Origin of the sequence: Paenibacillus sp. FSL H7-0323 (genome assembly GCF_038002725.1) — a bacterium.
GTDB classification, from domain to species: domain Bacteria; phylum Bacillota; class Bacilli; order Paenibacillales; family Paenibacillaceae; genus Paenibacillus_AQ; species Paenibacillus_AQ odorifer.
On the sequence record NZ_JBBODB010000001.1, the window covers coordinates 6,485,654 to 6,501,471 of the forward strand.

Here is a 15,818-nt window from a genome sequence, read left to right on the forward strand (position 1 = left end):
AAAATAAATTTCTGTGGTTGTACAATTTCCCCCGTACAGGCACTTCTAGGCGCACGCCCACATACAATAAGGATGACCATGAACCCGTAAGGCAAACAGATCGGTTTCATTGTACAAGTGCGGGAGGTGTCGCCAAGTTGCCTGGATTCTTAAGCACGATTGCGTTGCTGATCAAAGAACTGACGCTGCTGGTATCATACGTAAGGAATAATGCATTTCCACAACCGCTCTCGGAGCAGGAGGAAAGCCGATACTTAGGGATGATGGCTGAGGGAGATGCCAAGGCCCGCAATTTGTTGATTGAGCATAATTTGCGGCTCGTTGCCCATATAGTGAAAAAATTCGATAACACCGGAGAAGACATGGAGGATCTGATCTCCATCGGCACCATCGGCCTGATTAAAGCTATTGAGAGCTATCGTCCAAACAAAGGAACCAAACTAGCCACATTTGCAGCACGTTGTATTGAAAACGAAATTCTGATGCACCTAAGATCCTTGAAGAAGACTCGTAAAGACGTATCCCTGCATGATCCAATTGGGACGGACAAAGAAGGTAATGAAATTACACTTATCGATATCCTTGGCTCCGAAGCGGATGATGTCATTAAAGAAGTAGATCTGAAGATCGAAAAGAGTAAGATTTATCGTAACCTTGATATTCTGGATGACCGGGAAAAAGAAGTTGTCGTGGGGCGGTTTGGATTGGATACAGGTGGAGAAGAGCGGACACAGCGGGAAATTGCTAAGGAGTTGGGGATCTCGCGGAGTTATGTTTCGAGGATAGAGAAAAGGGCGCTTATGAAGCTGTATCATGAGTTTTATAAGGCGAAGCGCTAAATTCGAGATAGTGTGAATTAATTAAAATCGGTAGAAGCCATATGTTTTAAAAGCGACTTTTCTTCGGGAAAGTTGCTTTTTATTATCATTATTGCGTTGGAAAAGTTAATTAAATATATAGTTCATAAGTACAAGAGTTTGATAACTTTCTAGCTATTAGAGGAGTGCTACAATGAGATACAAAGAAATTTATGATCTCCACGTTCAGCTACTACACGTATATGAAAATAATGAGAAGTGTCAAGGTCCATTTCAGACACAAATAAATTATTACAAGAGACAATTTTTCATAGCTGAAGATATTGTTCAACGTATTTTTGTTCTAAATCAGCTCTTAAAAATCCATGAGAAAAGTAGAGCATTTAAAATTAAATGGTGTTCAGAAGAATACTTTAAATGACACAACAGATCAATGAGTAAATGTAGAAAAAGGAATGGAGTATAATTTGTATGGTACATTCGAAAAAAAGACATATGATGGATAGACCCTATATTAAAGAAGTTATTCGTGAACTTAAGCTTCTAGGATATGAGGAAGATGAAGCTAAGATAATTCTTATCAAGTACTATAGACCCTTAAAAAGGAGTTGGGGTTTTGGGCCCAATGCCTACTATTTTGCAAAAGAAGTCGATTCAATTCATAAAGCTGTTAATAAGAGAGTTGCTCCTTCTGAAAGTGGTCAGATCTTTATAGGTCATTTGAAAAATCGAATGAAATCAAATCAGAAGGATACGCCTTGATTTGAATGATGGAAGATGGAATATGTATGGAAAAGTTGCTTTTGACTGTATTAGAAAAAGACTAGTAACTCCTTATACTTCCGATAATTAGTCATCCATAGTTAAATTCTCGATCATTCATTTTCTCAATTTCACTGGTGCAATATCCTTTACAATTTGCCCGTATCACAAGAATGGATACAGGTTATTAGAAACATATATATATGAAGTACAATCGTAAATAGTGAAACAACGAGCTTCATTACCAATTGCTCTTAGTTTATTTTTTACATTGGTACATATCACAACCTCAAAAAAATCGACAATACTGGTGAAGACATAGAGGATCTCATCTCTATCGGCATCATCGGCTTGATCAAAGCCATCGAGAGCTATCGCCCGAACAAAGGCACAAAGCTAGCCACTTTTGCCGCTCGTTGTATTGAAAACGAAATCTTAATGCGTCTTCGCTCGTTGAAGAAAACCCGTAAAGACGTATCTCTCCACGATCCGATTGGGACAGACAAGGAAGGTAATGAAATTACGCTTATCGATATCCTCGGCTCGGAAGCCGATGATGTTATTAAAGAAGTGGATCTGAAGATTGAGAAGAGTAAGATTTATCGTAACCTTGATATTTTGGATGATCGGGAGAAAGAAGTTGTGGTTGGGCGGTTTGGACTGGATACTGGTAGAGAAGAGAGGACGTAGAGGGAGATTGCCAAGGAGCTGGGGATCTCACGGAGTTATGTGTCGCGGATTGAGAAGCGGGCGCTGATGAAGCTGTACCATGAGTTTTATAAGGCGAAGCGGTGAGATCTTAGATAATAACTAAAGATTTACTATAGAGTGTTTTAAAAGCGACTTGCCAACCAGGGAGTTGCTTTTTTGTATATTCAAGTAGGGGAGAATAGCTGATTAAAGCATTATTGAAAATTATCTTTTAGTTGCTCAGGAGAGTTTTACTGTGAAATACAAAGAAGTTTATGAGTTCCATATTCAATTGCTATACGTATATGAAAGTAACGAAAAGTATCAAGATCCATATCAGACACAATTTAATTATTTCAAAAGACAATTTTTCTATAGCTGAAGATATAGTTACCTCGTATTTAATATAATTCGACTACCGTATTGTTTATTTGAGTGGAATCATAGTTCAATATTCCCATTATTAAGTGAATTTTTGTGGTTTGGAAAAGTATTATAGCTAAAATTTATATAAAATGTAAAAATGTTGATTATGATGAAATGAATCTAAAGGGAATTAATTCTTTTAATGAAATATTATTCCTTGTATTCTTAATATTATCATCATAAAATCTGTCTATCTAGATCCATGCTATGGGAAGTAATTGTGTAGTGGTTTTACAGTTAATGGATTTTTTTATGGAAAGAAGTGATGTAACCTGAATTTATAGATTTTATGCTAAACAAGTGCGATGAGTCATGCTGAAGTTTAACATTCGTTATGGAATTAAGTTTTTGACTTGCGTACATCAATTAACTAAAGGAGGAAACAAAATAATAATTTACGCAATTAATATCGAGAGTGTTTCTAAATATTTTATTAACAGTCTTTGGGGTTATATTCCAGAAAGTAGGGTGCTGAGTATAAAAAAATATAAAAATAATGATGACATTACCAGATCTTTGTTAGGAGAAGTAATAATTCGAATATTATTATCTGAATTAAAGGGGGGGGCGTTAATTGAACAAGCAATTTCTAGAAATCTTTTTGGTAAACCATTTTTAGTAGGAGGAGAAAATATTCATTTTAACATTTCTCATTCAGGAAAATGGGTAATATGTGCAATAGATAATTATCCTATTGGTATTGATGTAGAGGAAATTTTGGGAGTCACTGAAAGTGATTGCAAACAACTATTTACAAAAGATGAGAATTATCAATTACTAAATGAAAATATCTCGTTTTACGATTTGTGGACATGTAAGGAAAGTTTTGTGAAGTTAGTAGGTAAGGGATTATCCATACCTTTTAATTCGTTCACTGTTATATTCAATGATGAATATCCATATATTCACTATGATTCAACTATCTACTATTGTAAGCAATATGAATTTGATACTGGTTATAAAATTGCTTGTTGCTCTGTAAGAACAAGGTTTCCAAAAAAAATAATAGTATTAAATGAGAGGAAAATAAATAAAAAAATTAATTGTTCGATGATAACGCAAAGTTAAAAATGTTTATGAATGTCTAATAAAATTATATAAAGGACCAGTGAAGTTCTAATGATAAAATTATTTTGTATTCCCTATGCAGGGGGTTCTTCGGCATCATATGTGAAGTGGAAAAATTCACTAAACGAAGATATTCAGCTTATACCCTTAGAATTAGCAGGTCGAGGGAAACGGATTTCTGAAGGTCACTACATCGATTTCAATCAAATGGTAGATGATATATTTGAATCAATTATAAGCAGTATTCATGATCATACTCCTTTTGCGGTATTTGGACATAGTATGGGCGGTTACATAGCGTATGAATTGTTTGAAAAGCTTAAATCATTTAACTTGAAACATATTTTCTTATCCGGTACTAGGGCACCGCACCTAAGAATAATGAATTACAAATTTAAGTCAGATCAAGAACTAATAAACACCTTAAGAATTATGGGGGGGACTCCGGAAGAAATATTAAACGACCAAGATTTTCTGAAAATACTAATACCGGTTGTACGCTCTGATTTTACAAATATCGCAACTCATTCTTTCTCGAAGATAAAAATATCAGTTTCGGCTACTATTTTACATGGGTTGCATGAAGAATATAATGTCGAGGATGTTTACGCTTGGAATGAGTATTTTAATATTGCTCCTAAGATGTGTTTCTTTGAAGGCGGGCACTTTTTTATTAACCAATTTGAGAGTTCTATAATTGATATTATTAACAAAACGTTAACGTGTTCTGAATTAATATCGATTGAAAAATAAATTGAGGATAGAGCATTTAAACTGTTTAAGTTATAAGAAGCGCTGTTAGGTGTTTCTTATAACTTGTAATTGACTTGACATACTTCAGGGTAACTTTTTATGTGCGATACAAAGTTAAATTGCTTTATATGTAATATTATAGATAATCGAATTTAACTCAACTCACCTATTTTATTTAATACATGTTGAACAAATATCGTATTATCTGTTATTTCAAAAAGATAAAGTGATTTTTCATAATAAGATCTTGCATTGGTTATTTCCTTAATAAGGGAGTAGTTATAGCCAATATGATAGTATAATTCGCCTAAAGAGAATGTTGAATAATGCTTAAGGCATATATTTACAGCTGTATGGCATTCTTTAATAGATTTTTCAAACAGTTGAAAACGTGTTAGCGTCACTGCGTAATTGTATAAAATCCTTACCAAGATTTTGTAATTAGATTGAACAGGAAGTTTATAATAATAGTGAAGACCACTTTCAAAATATGCAAGGGCTTCTTCCAGTCGGTACTCTTCGCAATACAATACTCCAATGCTATTTAACATCTGAATATCTTGTTCGGTCATGAACTCTGAATTTATTGAGTTCTTAATACAACTTAAGGCGTGCTCAAAATTATGATCAAGATAATATATACATATTCCCTCATGCCAAGAAAGATATCTTTGATATCTACTATTTTGAAATAAAGGGTTGTTTTTCTCTGATCGGATAAGATCATATAGATTTTGGTACTCGTGTTTATTTGTATACCCCTCAATTAAATCATAAAGGTCGGTAACATAATCGAAACGATCTGTCTGTCCCAAACTAAATAGATAATTAATATCTACACCAAGTCTATCAGCAATAAAATATAACATAGTTGCTTGTGGTTCTAACTCCCCGTTTTCAATTCTGCTTAATTGTGCTTGAGAACAAATTCCTTGGCATAACCTTTTTTGAGAGATTTTTTTTGATTTTCGAATGATTCGAATATTCTCCCCTATGGTTTTTAAATCCATTTTATAGCTTGTTGACACGTAAAAAGGCCTCCATCCAAAAATATTCTTATTAGTATATTTTATATTATCCACAAAAGAAAATTAGGGGTAATTTAGAATATTATATGTATTAAAGTAAATTATGGGCGGGTCGTTAGTTTAAAAATTCCTATATAGTAATAAATATACAAATATGATCAGGAGGATAGAAAATGAGAACAAAATGGAGAGCAGCTTTACTTATAATGACTATGGTCTTTATGTTTGGAGTAATGATACCCACAATAACTACCGGAGTAGGTGTTATTAGCACTAATGAACTACCGCTAAAACCCTAGAATCTGCTTGATGGTTTATTTTAAAAACTTATCTGTCTCTAGGGAGATTTTTGATTCGGTAAAATAATGTGGTTGTCAATTGTTATATATTAATAAATATTCCGATTAAAACCTTGGGATATAAGGAATATAAGGAGCTGACTGTGTGAACGAAAATAGTTTTACCACAAAAAAGGGACTATGGTCTTTCGCTATCTTAATGATAGGTAGCTTGTTGTCTGGTATTGGAACTCAAATGACACAATTTGCCTTGATTGCTTGGGTGTATGAAAAAACAGGATCCGCACTCAGTGCAGGTATACTTGCGACTGCTTCATATGGCTCTGTAATTGTTGCAAGTATATTTGCAGGTGCATTCGTAGACAAATTCAACCGAAAAAAAATGATTATTTTGACAGATATTATAGCCTCATTAGCCACTGTGCTACTACTAACAATCCATTCATTGGATGTAATGTCTAGTTTCGTATTAATTTTATATGGAATTGTAAGAGGAGTAGTTGGCTCAGTTCAATTCCCAGCTTACATGTCTATTATTACCTTAATGGTTCCTGCCGGACAAAGATCTAGAGCAAATGGAATGTACCAAACTGCTTCAAGTTTGTCTACAACACTTTCGCCTGCTCTGGCAGGTATGTTACTTGGATTTATCGGAATTGAGCAGATTTTCCTTATAGATATTTTTACGTTTTTGTTTATTATCTGCACGATTATTTTTATTAAGATTCCTGAGTCTCAAAAAACAACAGAACAAAATGAAAGAACAATATTGTCAGATACTATAGATGGATTTCGTTATTTGTTTGCAAGAATGAGTTTGCTTGGTTTTGTACTCGTTTTGACATTCTATAATATTGCATTTGGTGCATATGAAGGATTGTACCGTCCAATGCTACTTGCTTTTTCAGATAACAGTGTAAAAATTGCTGGTTGGGCACTCATGGGTTATGGAATCGGTAACGTAGTGTCTGGAGTATTTATGACCATTTGGAAAGGACCAAAAAATCGTGTGCCACTTACTCTACTAGCATGGGCTATTTCTGGATTATTTGGGTTTGTTGTAGGCGGATGGGGGCGTTCTCTACCAGTTTGGATTATCTCCGGTTTTTTACAAGGTGTGTTTAATAATATTGCTGTGGTTCTTACTGTAGGAATATGGCAATCAAAGGTTGAACCAGCATTTCAAGGACGTGTATTCGGTATTATGAAGTTGGTGGCACAAGTAACTATTCCTGTTGCAGTATTTGTAATGACATTTATATCGGATAAAGTTGCTATCCCAGGTTTTAAAGAAGGGGGGATTTTATCTAACCTCTTTGGTGAATATGTTGGTAATGGTCCAGGAGCAGGTATGTCATTCGTACTCATCGTGAGTGGTTTACTGTTTGGTGTGATTAGTCCATTAATCATGTTCGTCTTTCCTTCACTCCGCAATGCTGATAAGTCAGAAGACTCCTCTGTCAATTTAGCAAAAACTGTTTTGAAGGGATGACTACAAAAATCAAAGTAATATAAATATAAAAAACCACTTCTGTGAGAAGGAGAACGATGGTGAAAATTAAAGAGATTCTTGATTTAGAGCATGATGAAGTAAAAGGGTTAGAAAAATTAAGAGATGTACAAGACCTTCGTTTAATAGCGCCTACCAGAAGAGCTCCCATTATTAATCATCAATTACTAGAAGACAACGGTAAAGTAAACTTTGAAATCCCCAAAAATACAATAAAGAATATAGAAAAATATTCTCAAGAATTAAATATTGAAGCTAAGTTCATTTAAAGAGCCATAGAGTTCAAATTGAATAATGAGCTTCCTCAGTTAGAAAATGAACTTTTACATATCGAACAAGAACTAAACTTAACTGAAAGTAAACAGCTAAAAGAGGTCATTACAAGAGAAAATATAGATGCAATATTCAAAGTGACAACGACAAATGAGATAGGAATAGTAAATAATTTTCACAATATTAAGGGTAGTGAATATTTTGATCTGTTAAAATATCTTATCCGTTATGGATATATTGATGAGACTTATCCCGATTATATGACTTATTTCTATGAAAATAGTCTTAGTAGGGGGGATAAAACATTTTTGCGCAGTATAACTGATAGAAAGGCGAAGGAATACACCTATCAATTAAAGAATCCGAAGTTAGTAACTGCTAGAATTCGAGAAGTAGATTTTGAGCAAAAGGAAGTTCTTAACTTTGATTTGTTTGAACACCTTCTGCAGACACCTGAGAACGAAGAACTTCTCAATAGATTTATAAAGCAACTTAAAGAGGAAAGAAATTTTCAATTTATAGGTGCATATTTTAATACTCAAAGAGAGATTGCGTCTTTTATCATGAGTCTGAATCATCAATGGCCTGAATTTTTTGGAAGTATTCTAAATGGTCAATTTTTAAGTAATAAACAGATACGTATGTATTCGGTTTATACCTTGTATTTTTCGAATGAAGATGATATTCATGGTGTTAATGCTGAAAAGTATCTTTCTCACTACATTTCTACTTCAAATGATTACCTGAGTCTTAACGAGCCAAATGTTGAAAAATTAATTCATGGTTTTATAAAATTGGATGTTGCTTTTATTAATATTAATCAAGCAAATGCAGAGCTTTTGGAAGGAGTGTACTCCAATTGGTTATATGAGATTAACTTTGAAAACCTTTCACTCATGCTATATACTTTTTATTCAATTAATGAGGAAAGTGATATTTACCATCGGAATTATACTTTAATTAATAATAAACCAGAATCTCCATTAGCTAATTATATCGAAGAGAATATTTATGACTATGTTAATATCATATTAGCAGGTTGCAGAGGCACCATTTCTGATGATGAAAAGGACGTACTATTACTTTTAAACAATGAGAAGATCACATATGATCAGAAAAAAACTTATATAGATCATTTGAAAACATCTATTCAATTAATTAATGATGTAGATGATAAAGATCTATGGAGTTCATTGTTGAGTTGTAATTTAGTAGCATATGCTGAAGAAAATATAATTAAATATTTTCATTTTGGTTTAGAACTTGAATCTTTATTGATAACTTTTATTAACGGAAATGATGTCCAATTGAATTTCTCAGAAATGAAGAATGATTATGGTGAAGAAGTTGCAGGCGAATTTTTTGATGCAATTTTAGTTTGTAATGAGCTTTCAAATCAGAAGTATAGAGAAATATTAACAACACTTGAGTTGTCATGTGATCCTTTTGATAGGGAAGGGATATCTGTCGATAAGTTCCAGATCATTACTGATGAAAGCATTATTCAAATGAATTTGGAAACGCACTATTTTATTCGAGAACATTATCAGGAACAAGCACTATATTTTATAGAAAGAAACATTAATAATTATATTAGTATCATGACAACAGAAACCATAGTTCTAAGCGAAATAATTGATATTCTTTCTATAAATATAGAAGATGCCATTAAAATTAAACTTTTAGAAATTACGAATGGTCCTATCTCAATAGTAGGTAAAAGATATTCTGATACAATTAATGCATACGTTTTACAAAATAACCTCGATGCTAATGAGATACCTCACTTGTTCCTTTCGTATAAACAGTGGGCTACTGAAGTTAAGCAAATAGTATTTGAATTGGCAAGAGATCACATAGATTTAATTATCAACACACCTTTTAAAATTTGCAGCGAGTTGCTTAGGAAAATGCTTGAATCGGAAGAGATCGAAGGCGTTTATAAGCTTGATCTTTTTCTATCTTCAATACCCAATCTTGATGTAGAGATGTGTAGGGTATATCTTGAAATGTTAAATTTAGCTGAATACAATAAAGTTTTTGAACCTCGGACCCGACCCAAGTATGAAATTAATACAACAAACGAGAAAATATTATCAGCATTCAAGAAGAGAGGCTGGATAAATGATTATGAAAATGATGGGGACAGAGCAGGATATTATAAATTAATTCGAAACAGACCAATACTTAGAACCTCGCTTGATTTACTTTAAAAAAACACTTTAGGAAAATTAAACTACAATTAAAACTTTCCAAGACTTCAAAAGAAGCTTTGGGTCTTTGTCACTATTTATTAGGGAACGGATTTTCATGTTTATGTTTGTGTATCCAATGAGAGGTAATCTTTATTTCTTACTAATGCTTGGATTGATTCGGTTCGCAATCCTCTATTTTTTCGCACTGCGTGCGTTTCACGGCGCACGGTCTTTTGTCCAAGGCGATAGCTGGAGAAATATATGTAGATCCAAATCGATTTGATTTAACATGCTTCATTTTATTGAAAAACAATAATAAATATTAAAATGACATCGCATCGTGTCCATAACCTCAAAAAATTCGATAATACCGGAGAAGACATGGAGGATTTAATCTCCATCGGCACGATCGGCTTGATTAAAGCTATCGAGAGCTACCGCCCGAACAAAGGGACAAAGCTGGCCACTTTTGCGGCACGCTGTATTGAAAATGAAATTCTGATGCACCTAAGATCCTTGAAGAAAACACGGAAAGACGTATCTCTGCACGATCCGATTGGGACAGACAAGGAAGGTAATGAAATTACACTTATCGATATCCTTGGTTCGGAAGCGGATGATGTTATTAAAGAAGTGGATTTGAAGATCGAGAAGAGTAAGATTTATCGCAACCTAGATATTCTGGATGACCGAGAGAAAGAAGTTGTGGTGGGTAGGTTTGGGCTGGATACAGGTGGAGAAGAGAGGACGCAGCGGGAGATTGCCAAGGAGTTGGGGATCTCGCGGAGTTATGTTTCGAGGATAGAGAAAAGGGCGCTTATGAAGCTGTATCATGAGTTTTATAAGGCGAAGCGGTAGGACTGATGACAATTACACAGTAATAATCCATTAATAATAAAACTTGAAAAGCGACTTGTCTACGGATGAGTCGTTTTTTGTGTGGATAGGGTTCGCCTTACTTATGATACGGTTCACCGTAACATCTATAGAGAGAAATACAGGTAATTCTCATATCTATACCGTTTACAATTCCTCTTTCTGTAAATTGCCTAATAGCATCACTAGCATATGATCCTTCAATATCAGAATAACTGACTGTTATATCCTGTTGAAACAGTCACTCATAAGTATATTTCTTCTTGATTGATAGGCATTTTGCTCTCAATCCACCAAGTTACTAAACTAAGCACGGCTCCGATGTACGCCTCTATTTTAATTTGCTGTACTATTCCACATATTCGTACTTTTCATTAAAAACCCGCACTTGATTTCGACCAGCTCTTTTGGCAGCATAAAGTGCTTCATCAGCTTTATGAAGAAGTTGATGGATTGTTTCCTCCACAGCTCCTGTCGTTACGGATACCCCAAAACTAGAGGTAATCGTTACCAATTTTTCATTTTCAACTAGAGGCTTCTGTTCAATGCAAAATCTAAGGTGATTAGCGAAGTTTTCCCCTTCCGCTAGTGTATAACCAGATAAAGCGAGTACAAATTCTTCACCACCATATCTAGCAAATAGTATATGTTCTCCCATCTCAGCCTTACATATTTGAGCCACATGTACTAGCATTTGATCTCCGGTTTGATGCCCATAAGTGTCGTTCACTTTTTTGAAAAAATCAATATCAAATAGAATAATCACAAAGGATGATAATTCACCCTTTGCTTTCATTAAGCATTGCTCACTTTTCTGGAAAAAGGCACGACGATTGTATATTTGTGTAAGATCATCATAATAGGCTTGATGCTCTAACTTTTGTTGTAATGTATGTAGCTCTGTTATATCCGTAAATATAATTAGTAAGCCAGAGTTATTATTAGATTGTTGAAGCATAGAAATACGTAGCTGATATATATAATTACCTTGATGAATCGTAACATTCAATTTATCTGAGATCGTATCTAATTGAACAGGGAATGATTGATCCGTTAGCATATACCAAACTTGATCAAATGGCTGCCCTAACGTTGATCGATCCAATTCACTAAACATACTTTTACAAGCTTGATTATATTCGATTAATTGATAGGTATCATTAAGCACAATGACACCATCGTTCATACTATTAAAGATCGTTTCCTTTGCAATTGGCATTATTGATAACATTCGAGAGGAGGTAATAGACCAAAGGTACAAAACAGAAGAAAACCAAATAACCATGGGTACAGGATCGATACCATCGGGTGTCACTCCTATGAATAATAAAAATGCAGTCATTATTGGAAGCAGTTGACCGCAGATGAGGGCAAATAATTGAGATCGATATACACTAACGGTTTCCTTCCAGCGTGAAAGCAGCAATAAGAGCGCAGCTAACATACAACAGAAAATGTAAATATTATGTACGGCAAACCATGCCCCATACTCAATCTCACTATATGGAGCCCCGAGCACCGAATGGATATCATATATTCTATAGTAAAAATGATGGGATTCATTAGTTACATTGATGAGAAAAGTAATACAAGGCATTGTAAGTAGCGCGATTATTCTTTTTCTCGTTATTTTATAACCCAAATATTGCATGACAAACATTAATCCTAACGGAGGGAAAAATGGCATCCCTGCATACTGTACAATATTCCAAAATCTAAGCTGTTCTAACGAAGTCGATGTTAAGCTAAAGGCATAACCAAAGCAATAAATCATTGAAGTTAATGTATTCCACATGAACAAATTAGCGATATTTGTATAATAATGTCTCCTCCAATAAGTAAAGACAAGTATAGACAAATTCAGAACAGCCGAAGTACAAACTAATGTTATATATGCTGCTAGCTTCGAATCCAATAGGTATACCCACTTTCATACAATACATATATTTACGTTAACACGATTAATATAAGATGTTGATTTGTTCCTTGAACCATTTACAGGATTCCGTCCACATCACTATTATGTCTGTACTACCCACATCGTATTGATTATTGCTTCATGAAATAGATTGTTTTTAACTTAGCATGACACTCATGACAGTAGCAACACATTTAGCCAATCAGTAATGCTATGATTACTATTTCGTCTATACCGATCACCAAATAGTTAGTACAACATTACGTAATTCATCACTTCTATTGCATTGCAAACAAGTACCCATCGATTGGATGGGTACTTGTTTTTATTTCTAATTATAAAGGCTTCCCCATGTACGACATAAGTCAACTAAATCCATTTAGAATTTTGTGAAGCGCTCGCAGATCTATTCGTATTGTACAGAACGTGCAAGTGCCGCAACAGAGCCGCGAAAATCAGGTCTGCCGTCATCCGTCCACAACAGCTCCGCTACAAATGTATGGCGATTCGGATCGTATAGCGGATCTCCTACAATATGCTTATACGTTCTTGCGTGGAACACAAACAGCGTCTTCTCGCCAGTCTCTGACACCGTGAAACTATTATGACCAGGACCATACATCGAGATGCTCTCATCAGTCGTGAGAACCGGTACTTTCGACTTGCGCCATGAGGCAGCATCGAGCAAATCCGAGTCCGCATCGGCTTCAAGCAAGCCCATGCAATAATTGAAATCAGTAGCGCTAGCAGAGTAAGTGAGGAATACCCGATTATCTTTGCGAACAAATGCCGCGCCTTCGTTCACTTTATACCCGATGATCTCCCAGTCATATTCGGGCATCGTAATCATCGTTTGCGCCCCAATCAACGTCCACGGATTGCTCATTTTAGATATGTAGAGATTAGAGTTGCCTTCGATTTCCGGATCCTTTTGTGCCCATACGTAATAGAGGCTACCATTGTGCTCAAAGGTAGTGGCATCGAGGGAGAAGCTTTCCCAAGCGGTACGAACCTGTCCTCTTTCCGTCCAGCTGCCTTCGAGCGGATTTGCATTTTCATTCTCCAGTACATACATCCGATGGTCGAACAAGCCTTCTGTCGTTTCCGACGTATGCGCGGCAGCGAAATATACGTACCATTTTCCATCAATAAAATGCAGCTCTGGCGCCCAAATATTGGCACTAAGAATGCCAGTCTCTCTCTTTCTCCAGATCACTACAGGAGCTGATGTAATAAGCCCTACAAGGTCCTGTGCCCTACGGATTTCAATCCGATTATACTCTGGAACCGAGGCCACGAAATAATAATAACCATCTGAATGTCGGCATATAAAAGGATCAGCTCGTTGCTCGATCAATGGTTTAATGACGCGTAACTCCTCTTGTTGGACTCCCATCTTATCACCTATTTCATAAGTAATAGATACTAACCTTTAACAGCACCCGCAGTCATACCATCAATGAAATATTTCTGGAAAGCGATAAACAATATGAAGATTGGAATGATGGAGAAGAAGGAGCCCACGATCAGAAGGTCATAGTTATTCCCATAAGGAGTTAACAATGTTTTTAAACCGATTGGCAGTGTATATTTATTTTGATCTCCCAACACCATGAATGGCCACAATAGATTATTCCAGCTATTCATACCATTCAGAATGGCCATTGCCGCAAAGGAAGGCTTCATAATCGGCATAATCACTCTGAAATATATCGCATATTCGTTTGCTCCATCAACTCGCCCAGATTGAATAATTTCTTTTGGTATGCTTCTGAGATATTGCCTAAAGAAGAATATCGTCCCGGCATTAGCTATACCCGGCAGAATGATTGCCGAATAGCTATTCACCATTTGCAAATCATTTATTAAGCTGTACAAAGGAACCAGCAATATTTCAAATGGCACCATCATAATGAGCAACACACATATAAAGAGGAAGTTCTTACCTTTGAAATCATACGCTGCAAAACCATATGCAACAAAAGCGCTTACAAACAGTGTTAAAGCAACCTGAATGATTGTTAACGTCATACTGTTCCAAAACCATACAAAATAATCATGTTGTCCAGTGAATAAATAGATAAAATTATCAAAACTCATTATTTCAAAATTCAAACTTAAGTTAAGACCATATCTTATTAAAGCTTCACCTGGTTTAAAGGAAGAGAGGGCCACTGCATAGAATGGAACCATAATTATAACGAATAGTATAATAAAGGTACTAATTATGACTATTCTAGCAATTACGTTGTTCTTCATCTGACTAGTGTCCATTTTAATCCTCCTCCTTTTTGAACATTCCACTAAATTTCAACTGCGTTAAATTGATAATCATAGCAATGACTAATAGAACGATACCAACTGCTGCAGCGTAACCGAGCTTATTCTTCTCAATTCCTTGTCTATACAAATATCCGACTATAGTTAGGCCAATATTTTTCGGTGAATTGTTACCGTTAAACATCATTAAGCTCTCGGTAAACATTGCCAAACCTGCATAAACACTAATTGTCGTAACATATATCGTGGTCGGCTTCAATAATGGCATTGTAATCGATCTGAACTTCTGCCAAGCAGATGCCCCGTCAATTGAAGCAGCCTCATAATAATCATTGTCAATGTTTTTCAAACCAGATAGATAGTACAGCATATTAACACCTGTCCATCGCCAACATGCAAGAATTAATAGTGCAGCCATACTCCATTCTGCATCTTTCAAGAATTTAGTAGGCTCTACACCAAATAGACCTAGAAAACTGTTCATTAATGAACCATCCATTTCGCCGAATGTTAGGCGAAAAATAGTACCCGCCACTGCGACAGATGTCAATGCAGGAAGAAAGAACGAAGATTTAAAAAACTCCCTCCCCAGCATTAACTTACTGTTTATCATAACTGCAAATAACATTGGGAAAGGGATTAACAGCACTAAGGTTCCTAGCATGTATACAACGCTATTTTTAATAGCCGTCAAAAACACTTTATCTGTGAATAACTTCGAATAATTCGCTTCACCAACCCATTTTGGATCCTGTCCCAACATCCTATCTTGAAAACTCATTACGAATGAATTTACAAGTGGATAAGACCAGAATATCAAGAATATGATTATGAATGGCAACACAAATACATAAGGTGCAACCTTTTGAGAGTATACAAATTTCTTTATCATAATCCCACTCTCCCTTGACTATGACTAAAC

Annotated in this window: 13 protein-coding genes and 1 pseudogene; 9 read left to right on the plus strand and 5 right to left on the minus strand. The window is 35.2% G+C overall.

Going from position 1 to position 15,818, the window contains the following annotated elements:
* The first annotated feature begins 137 nt into the window (after nucleotides 1-137).
* The 5 genes and pseudogenes from sigK (MHH89_RS28970) (at nucleotide 138) to MHH89_RS28990 (ending at nucleotide 4,517) form a co-directional block, all read left to right on the plus strand.
* The gene (sigK, locus tag MHH89_RS28970) at nucleotides 138-839 is read left to right on the plus strand and encodes an RNA polymerase sporulation sigma factor SigK (protein WP_036675850.1); all 702 of its coding nucleotides are present in this window, start codon (nucleotides 138-140) and stop codon (nucleotides 837-839) included.
* A gap of 450 nt (nucleotides 840-1,289) precedes the next feature.
* Nucleotides 1,290-1,580 (plus strand): hypothetical protein, encoded by a 291-nt coding sequence (locus tag MHH89_RS28975; protein WP_341088672.1) that lies wholly within the window; start codon nucleotides 1,290-1,292, stop codon nucleotides 1,578-1,580.
* A 282-nt stretch (nucleotides 1,581-1,862) separates the two neighbouring features.
* Nucleotides 1,863-2,375, plus strand: a pseudogene (gene sigK / locus MHH89_RS28980) (RNA polymerase sporulation sigma factor SigK); the annotation flags it as partial.
* A 633-nt stretch (nucleotides 2,376-3,008) separates the two neighbouring features.
* Nucleotides 3,009-3,764 (plus strand): 4'-phosphopantetheinyl transferase family protein, encoded by a 756-nt coding sequence (locus tag MHH89_RS28985; RefSeq protein ID WP_076192931.1) that lies wholly within the window; start codon nucleotides 3,009-3,011, stop codon nucleotides 3,762-3,764.
* 51 nt (nucleotides 3,765-3,815) lie between these two features.
* Complete coding sequence (locus MHH89_RS28990) at nucleotides 3,816-4,517, plus strand: thioesterase II family protein (RefSeq protein ID WP_076192929.1); 702 nt, start codon at nucleotides 3,816-3,818, stop codon at nucleotides 4,515-4,517.
* Between the two features lie 152 nt (nucleotides 4,518-4,669).
* Here the strand turns inward: MHH89_RS28990 and MHH89_RS28995 are convergent, their stop codons facing one another.
* On the minus strand, nucleotides 4,670-5,545 hold the full coding sequence (locus MHH89_RS28995) for a helix-turn-helix domain-containing protein (RefSeq protein ID WP_341088673.1): 876 nt from the start codon (nucleotides 5,543-5,545) through the stop codon (nucleotides 4,670-4,672).
* A 444-nt stretch (nucleotides 5,546-5,989) separates the two neighbouring features.
* Between MHH89_RS28995 and MHH89_RS29000 the strand changes: the two genes are divergently transcribed.
* The 4 genes from MHH89_RS29000 (at nucleotide 5,990) to sigK (MHH89_RS29015) (ending at nucleotide 10,680) form a co-directional block, all read left to right on the plus strand.
* Nucleotides 5,990-7,336, plus strand: coding sequence for an MFS transporter (locus tag MHH89_RS29000; protein ID WP_076192925.1), 1,347 nt, complete (start codon nucleotides 5,990-5,992; stop codon nucleotides 7,334-7,336).
* A 56-nt stretch (nucleotides 7,337-7,392) separates the two neighbouring features.
* Entirely contained in the window at nucleotides 7,393-7,623 is a 231-nt protein-coding gene (locus tag MHH89_RS29005; protein WP_341088674.1) for a hypothetical protein, read from the plus strand.
* Nucleotides 7,624-7,641: 18 nt separating this feature from the next.
* On the plus strand, nucleotides 7,642-9,840 hold the full coding sequence (locus MHH89_RS29010) for a hypothetical protein (protein ID WP_341088675.1): 2,199 nt from the start codon (nucleotides 7,642-7,644) through the stop codon (nucleotides 9,838-9,840).
* Between the two features lie 309 nt (nucleotides 9,841-10,149).
* Entirely contained in the window at nucleotides 10,150-10,680 is a 531-nt protein-coding gene (gene sigK / locus MHH89_RS29015; RefSeq protein WP_076276602.1) for an RNA polymerase sporulation sigma factor SigK, read from the plus strand.
* Between the two features lie 367 nt (nucleotides 10,681-11,047).
* On the opposite strand, the gene MHH89_RS29020 is transcribed toward sigK (MHH89_RS29015), so the two are convergent.
* The 4 genes from MHH89_RS29020 to MHH89_RS29035 all read right to left on the minus strand — a co-directional run bounded on the left by MHH89_RS29020 (nucleotide 11,048) and on the right by MHH89_RS29035 (nucleotide 15,788).
* A complete protein-coding gene (locus MHH89_RS29020) occupies nucleotides 11,048-12,613 on the minus strand; it encodes a histidine kinase N-terminal 7TM domain-containing diguanylate cyclase (RefSeq protein ID WP_341088676.1) in 1,566 nt (521 codons plus the stop codon).
* Nucleotides 12,614-13,022: 409 nt separating this feature from the next.
* Nucleotides 13,023-14,012 (minus strand): glycoside hydrolase family 43 protein, encoded by a 990-nt coding sequence (locus MHH89_RS29025; protein WP_076125375.1) that lies wholly within the window; start codon nucleotides 14,010-14,012, stop codon nucleotides 13,023-13,025.
* 29 nt (nucleotides 14,013-14,041) lie between these two features.
* Complete coding sequence (locus MHH89_RS29030; RefSeq protein ID WP_076125501.1) at nucleotides 14,042-14,875, minus strand: carbohydrate ABC transporter permease; 834 nt, start codon at nucleotides 14,873-14,875, stop codon at nucleotides 14,042-14,044.
* A gap of 16 nt (nucleotides 14,876-14,891) precedes the next feature.
* Nucleotides 14,892-15,788 carry a carbohydrate ABC transporter permease gene (locus MHH89_RS29035; protein WP_042185833.1) on the minus strand — a complete coding sequence of 299 codons (897 nt, stop codon included), beginning with the start codon at nucleotides 15,786-15,788 and terminating at the stop codon, nucleotides 14,892-14,894.
* Between the last annotated feature and the right edge of the window lie 30 nt (nucleotides 15,789-15,818).

What these genes read in the sequence shown, in the direction of transcription:
- MHH89_RS29025 (WP_076125375.1), bottom strand. Translation starts at nt 14,012, where the DNA reads ATGGGAGTCCAACAAGAGGAGTTACGCGTCATTAAACCATTGATCGAG.
- MHH89_RS29030 (WP_076125501.1), bottom strand. Translation starts at nt 14,875, where the DNA reads ATGAAGAACAACGTAATTGCTAGAATAGTCATAATTAGTACCTTTATT.
- MHH89_RS28985 (WP_076192931.1), top strand. Translation starts at nt 3,009, where the DNA reads ATGCTGAAGTTTAACATTCGTTATGGAATTAAGTTTTTGACTTGCGTA.
- MHH89_RS28990 (WP_076192929.1), top strand. Translation starts at nt 3,816, where the DNA reads ATGATAAAATTATTTTGTATTCCCTATGCAGGGGGTTCTTCGGCATCA.
- MHH89_RS29005 (WP_341088674.1), top strand. Translation starts at nt 7,393, where the DNA reads ATGGTGAAAATTAAAGAGATTCTTGATTTAGAGCATGATGAAGTAAAA.
- sigK (WP_076276602.1), top strand. Translation starts at nt 10,150, where the DNA reads ATGACATCGCATCGTGTCCATAACCTCAAAAAATTCGATAATACCGGA.
- MHH89_RS28975 (WP_341088672.1), top strand. Translation starts at nt 1,290, where the DNA reads ATGGTACATTCGAAAAAAAGACATATGATGGATAGACCCTATATTAAA.
- MHH89_RS29035 (WP_042185833.1), bottom strand. Translation starts at nt 15,788, where the DNA reads ATGATAAAGAAATTTGTATACTCTCAAAAGGTTGCACCTTATGTATTT.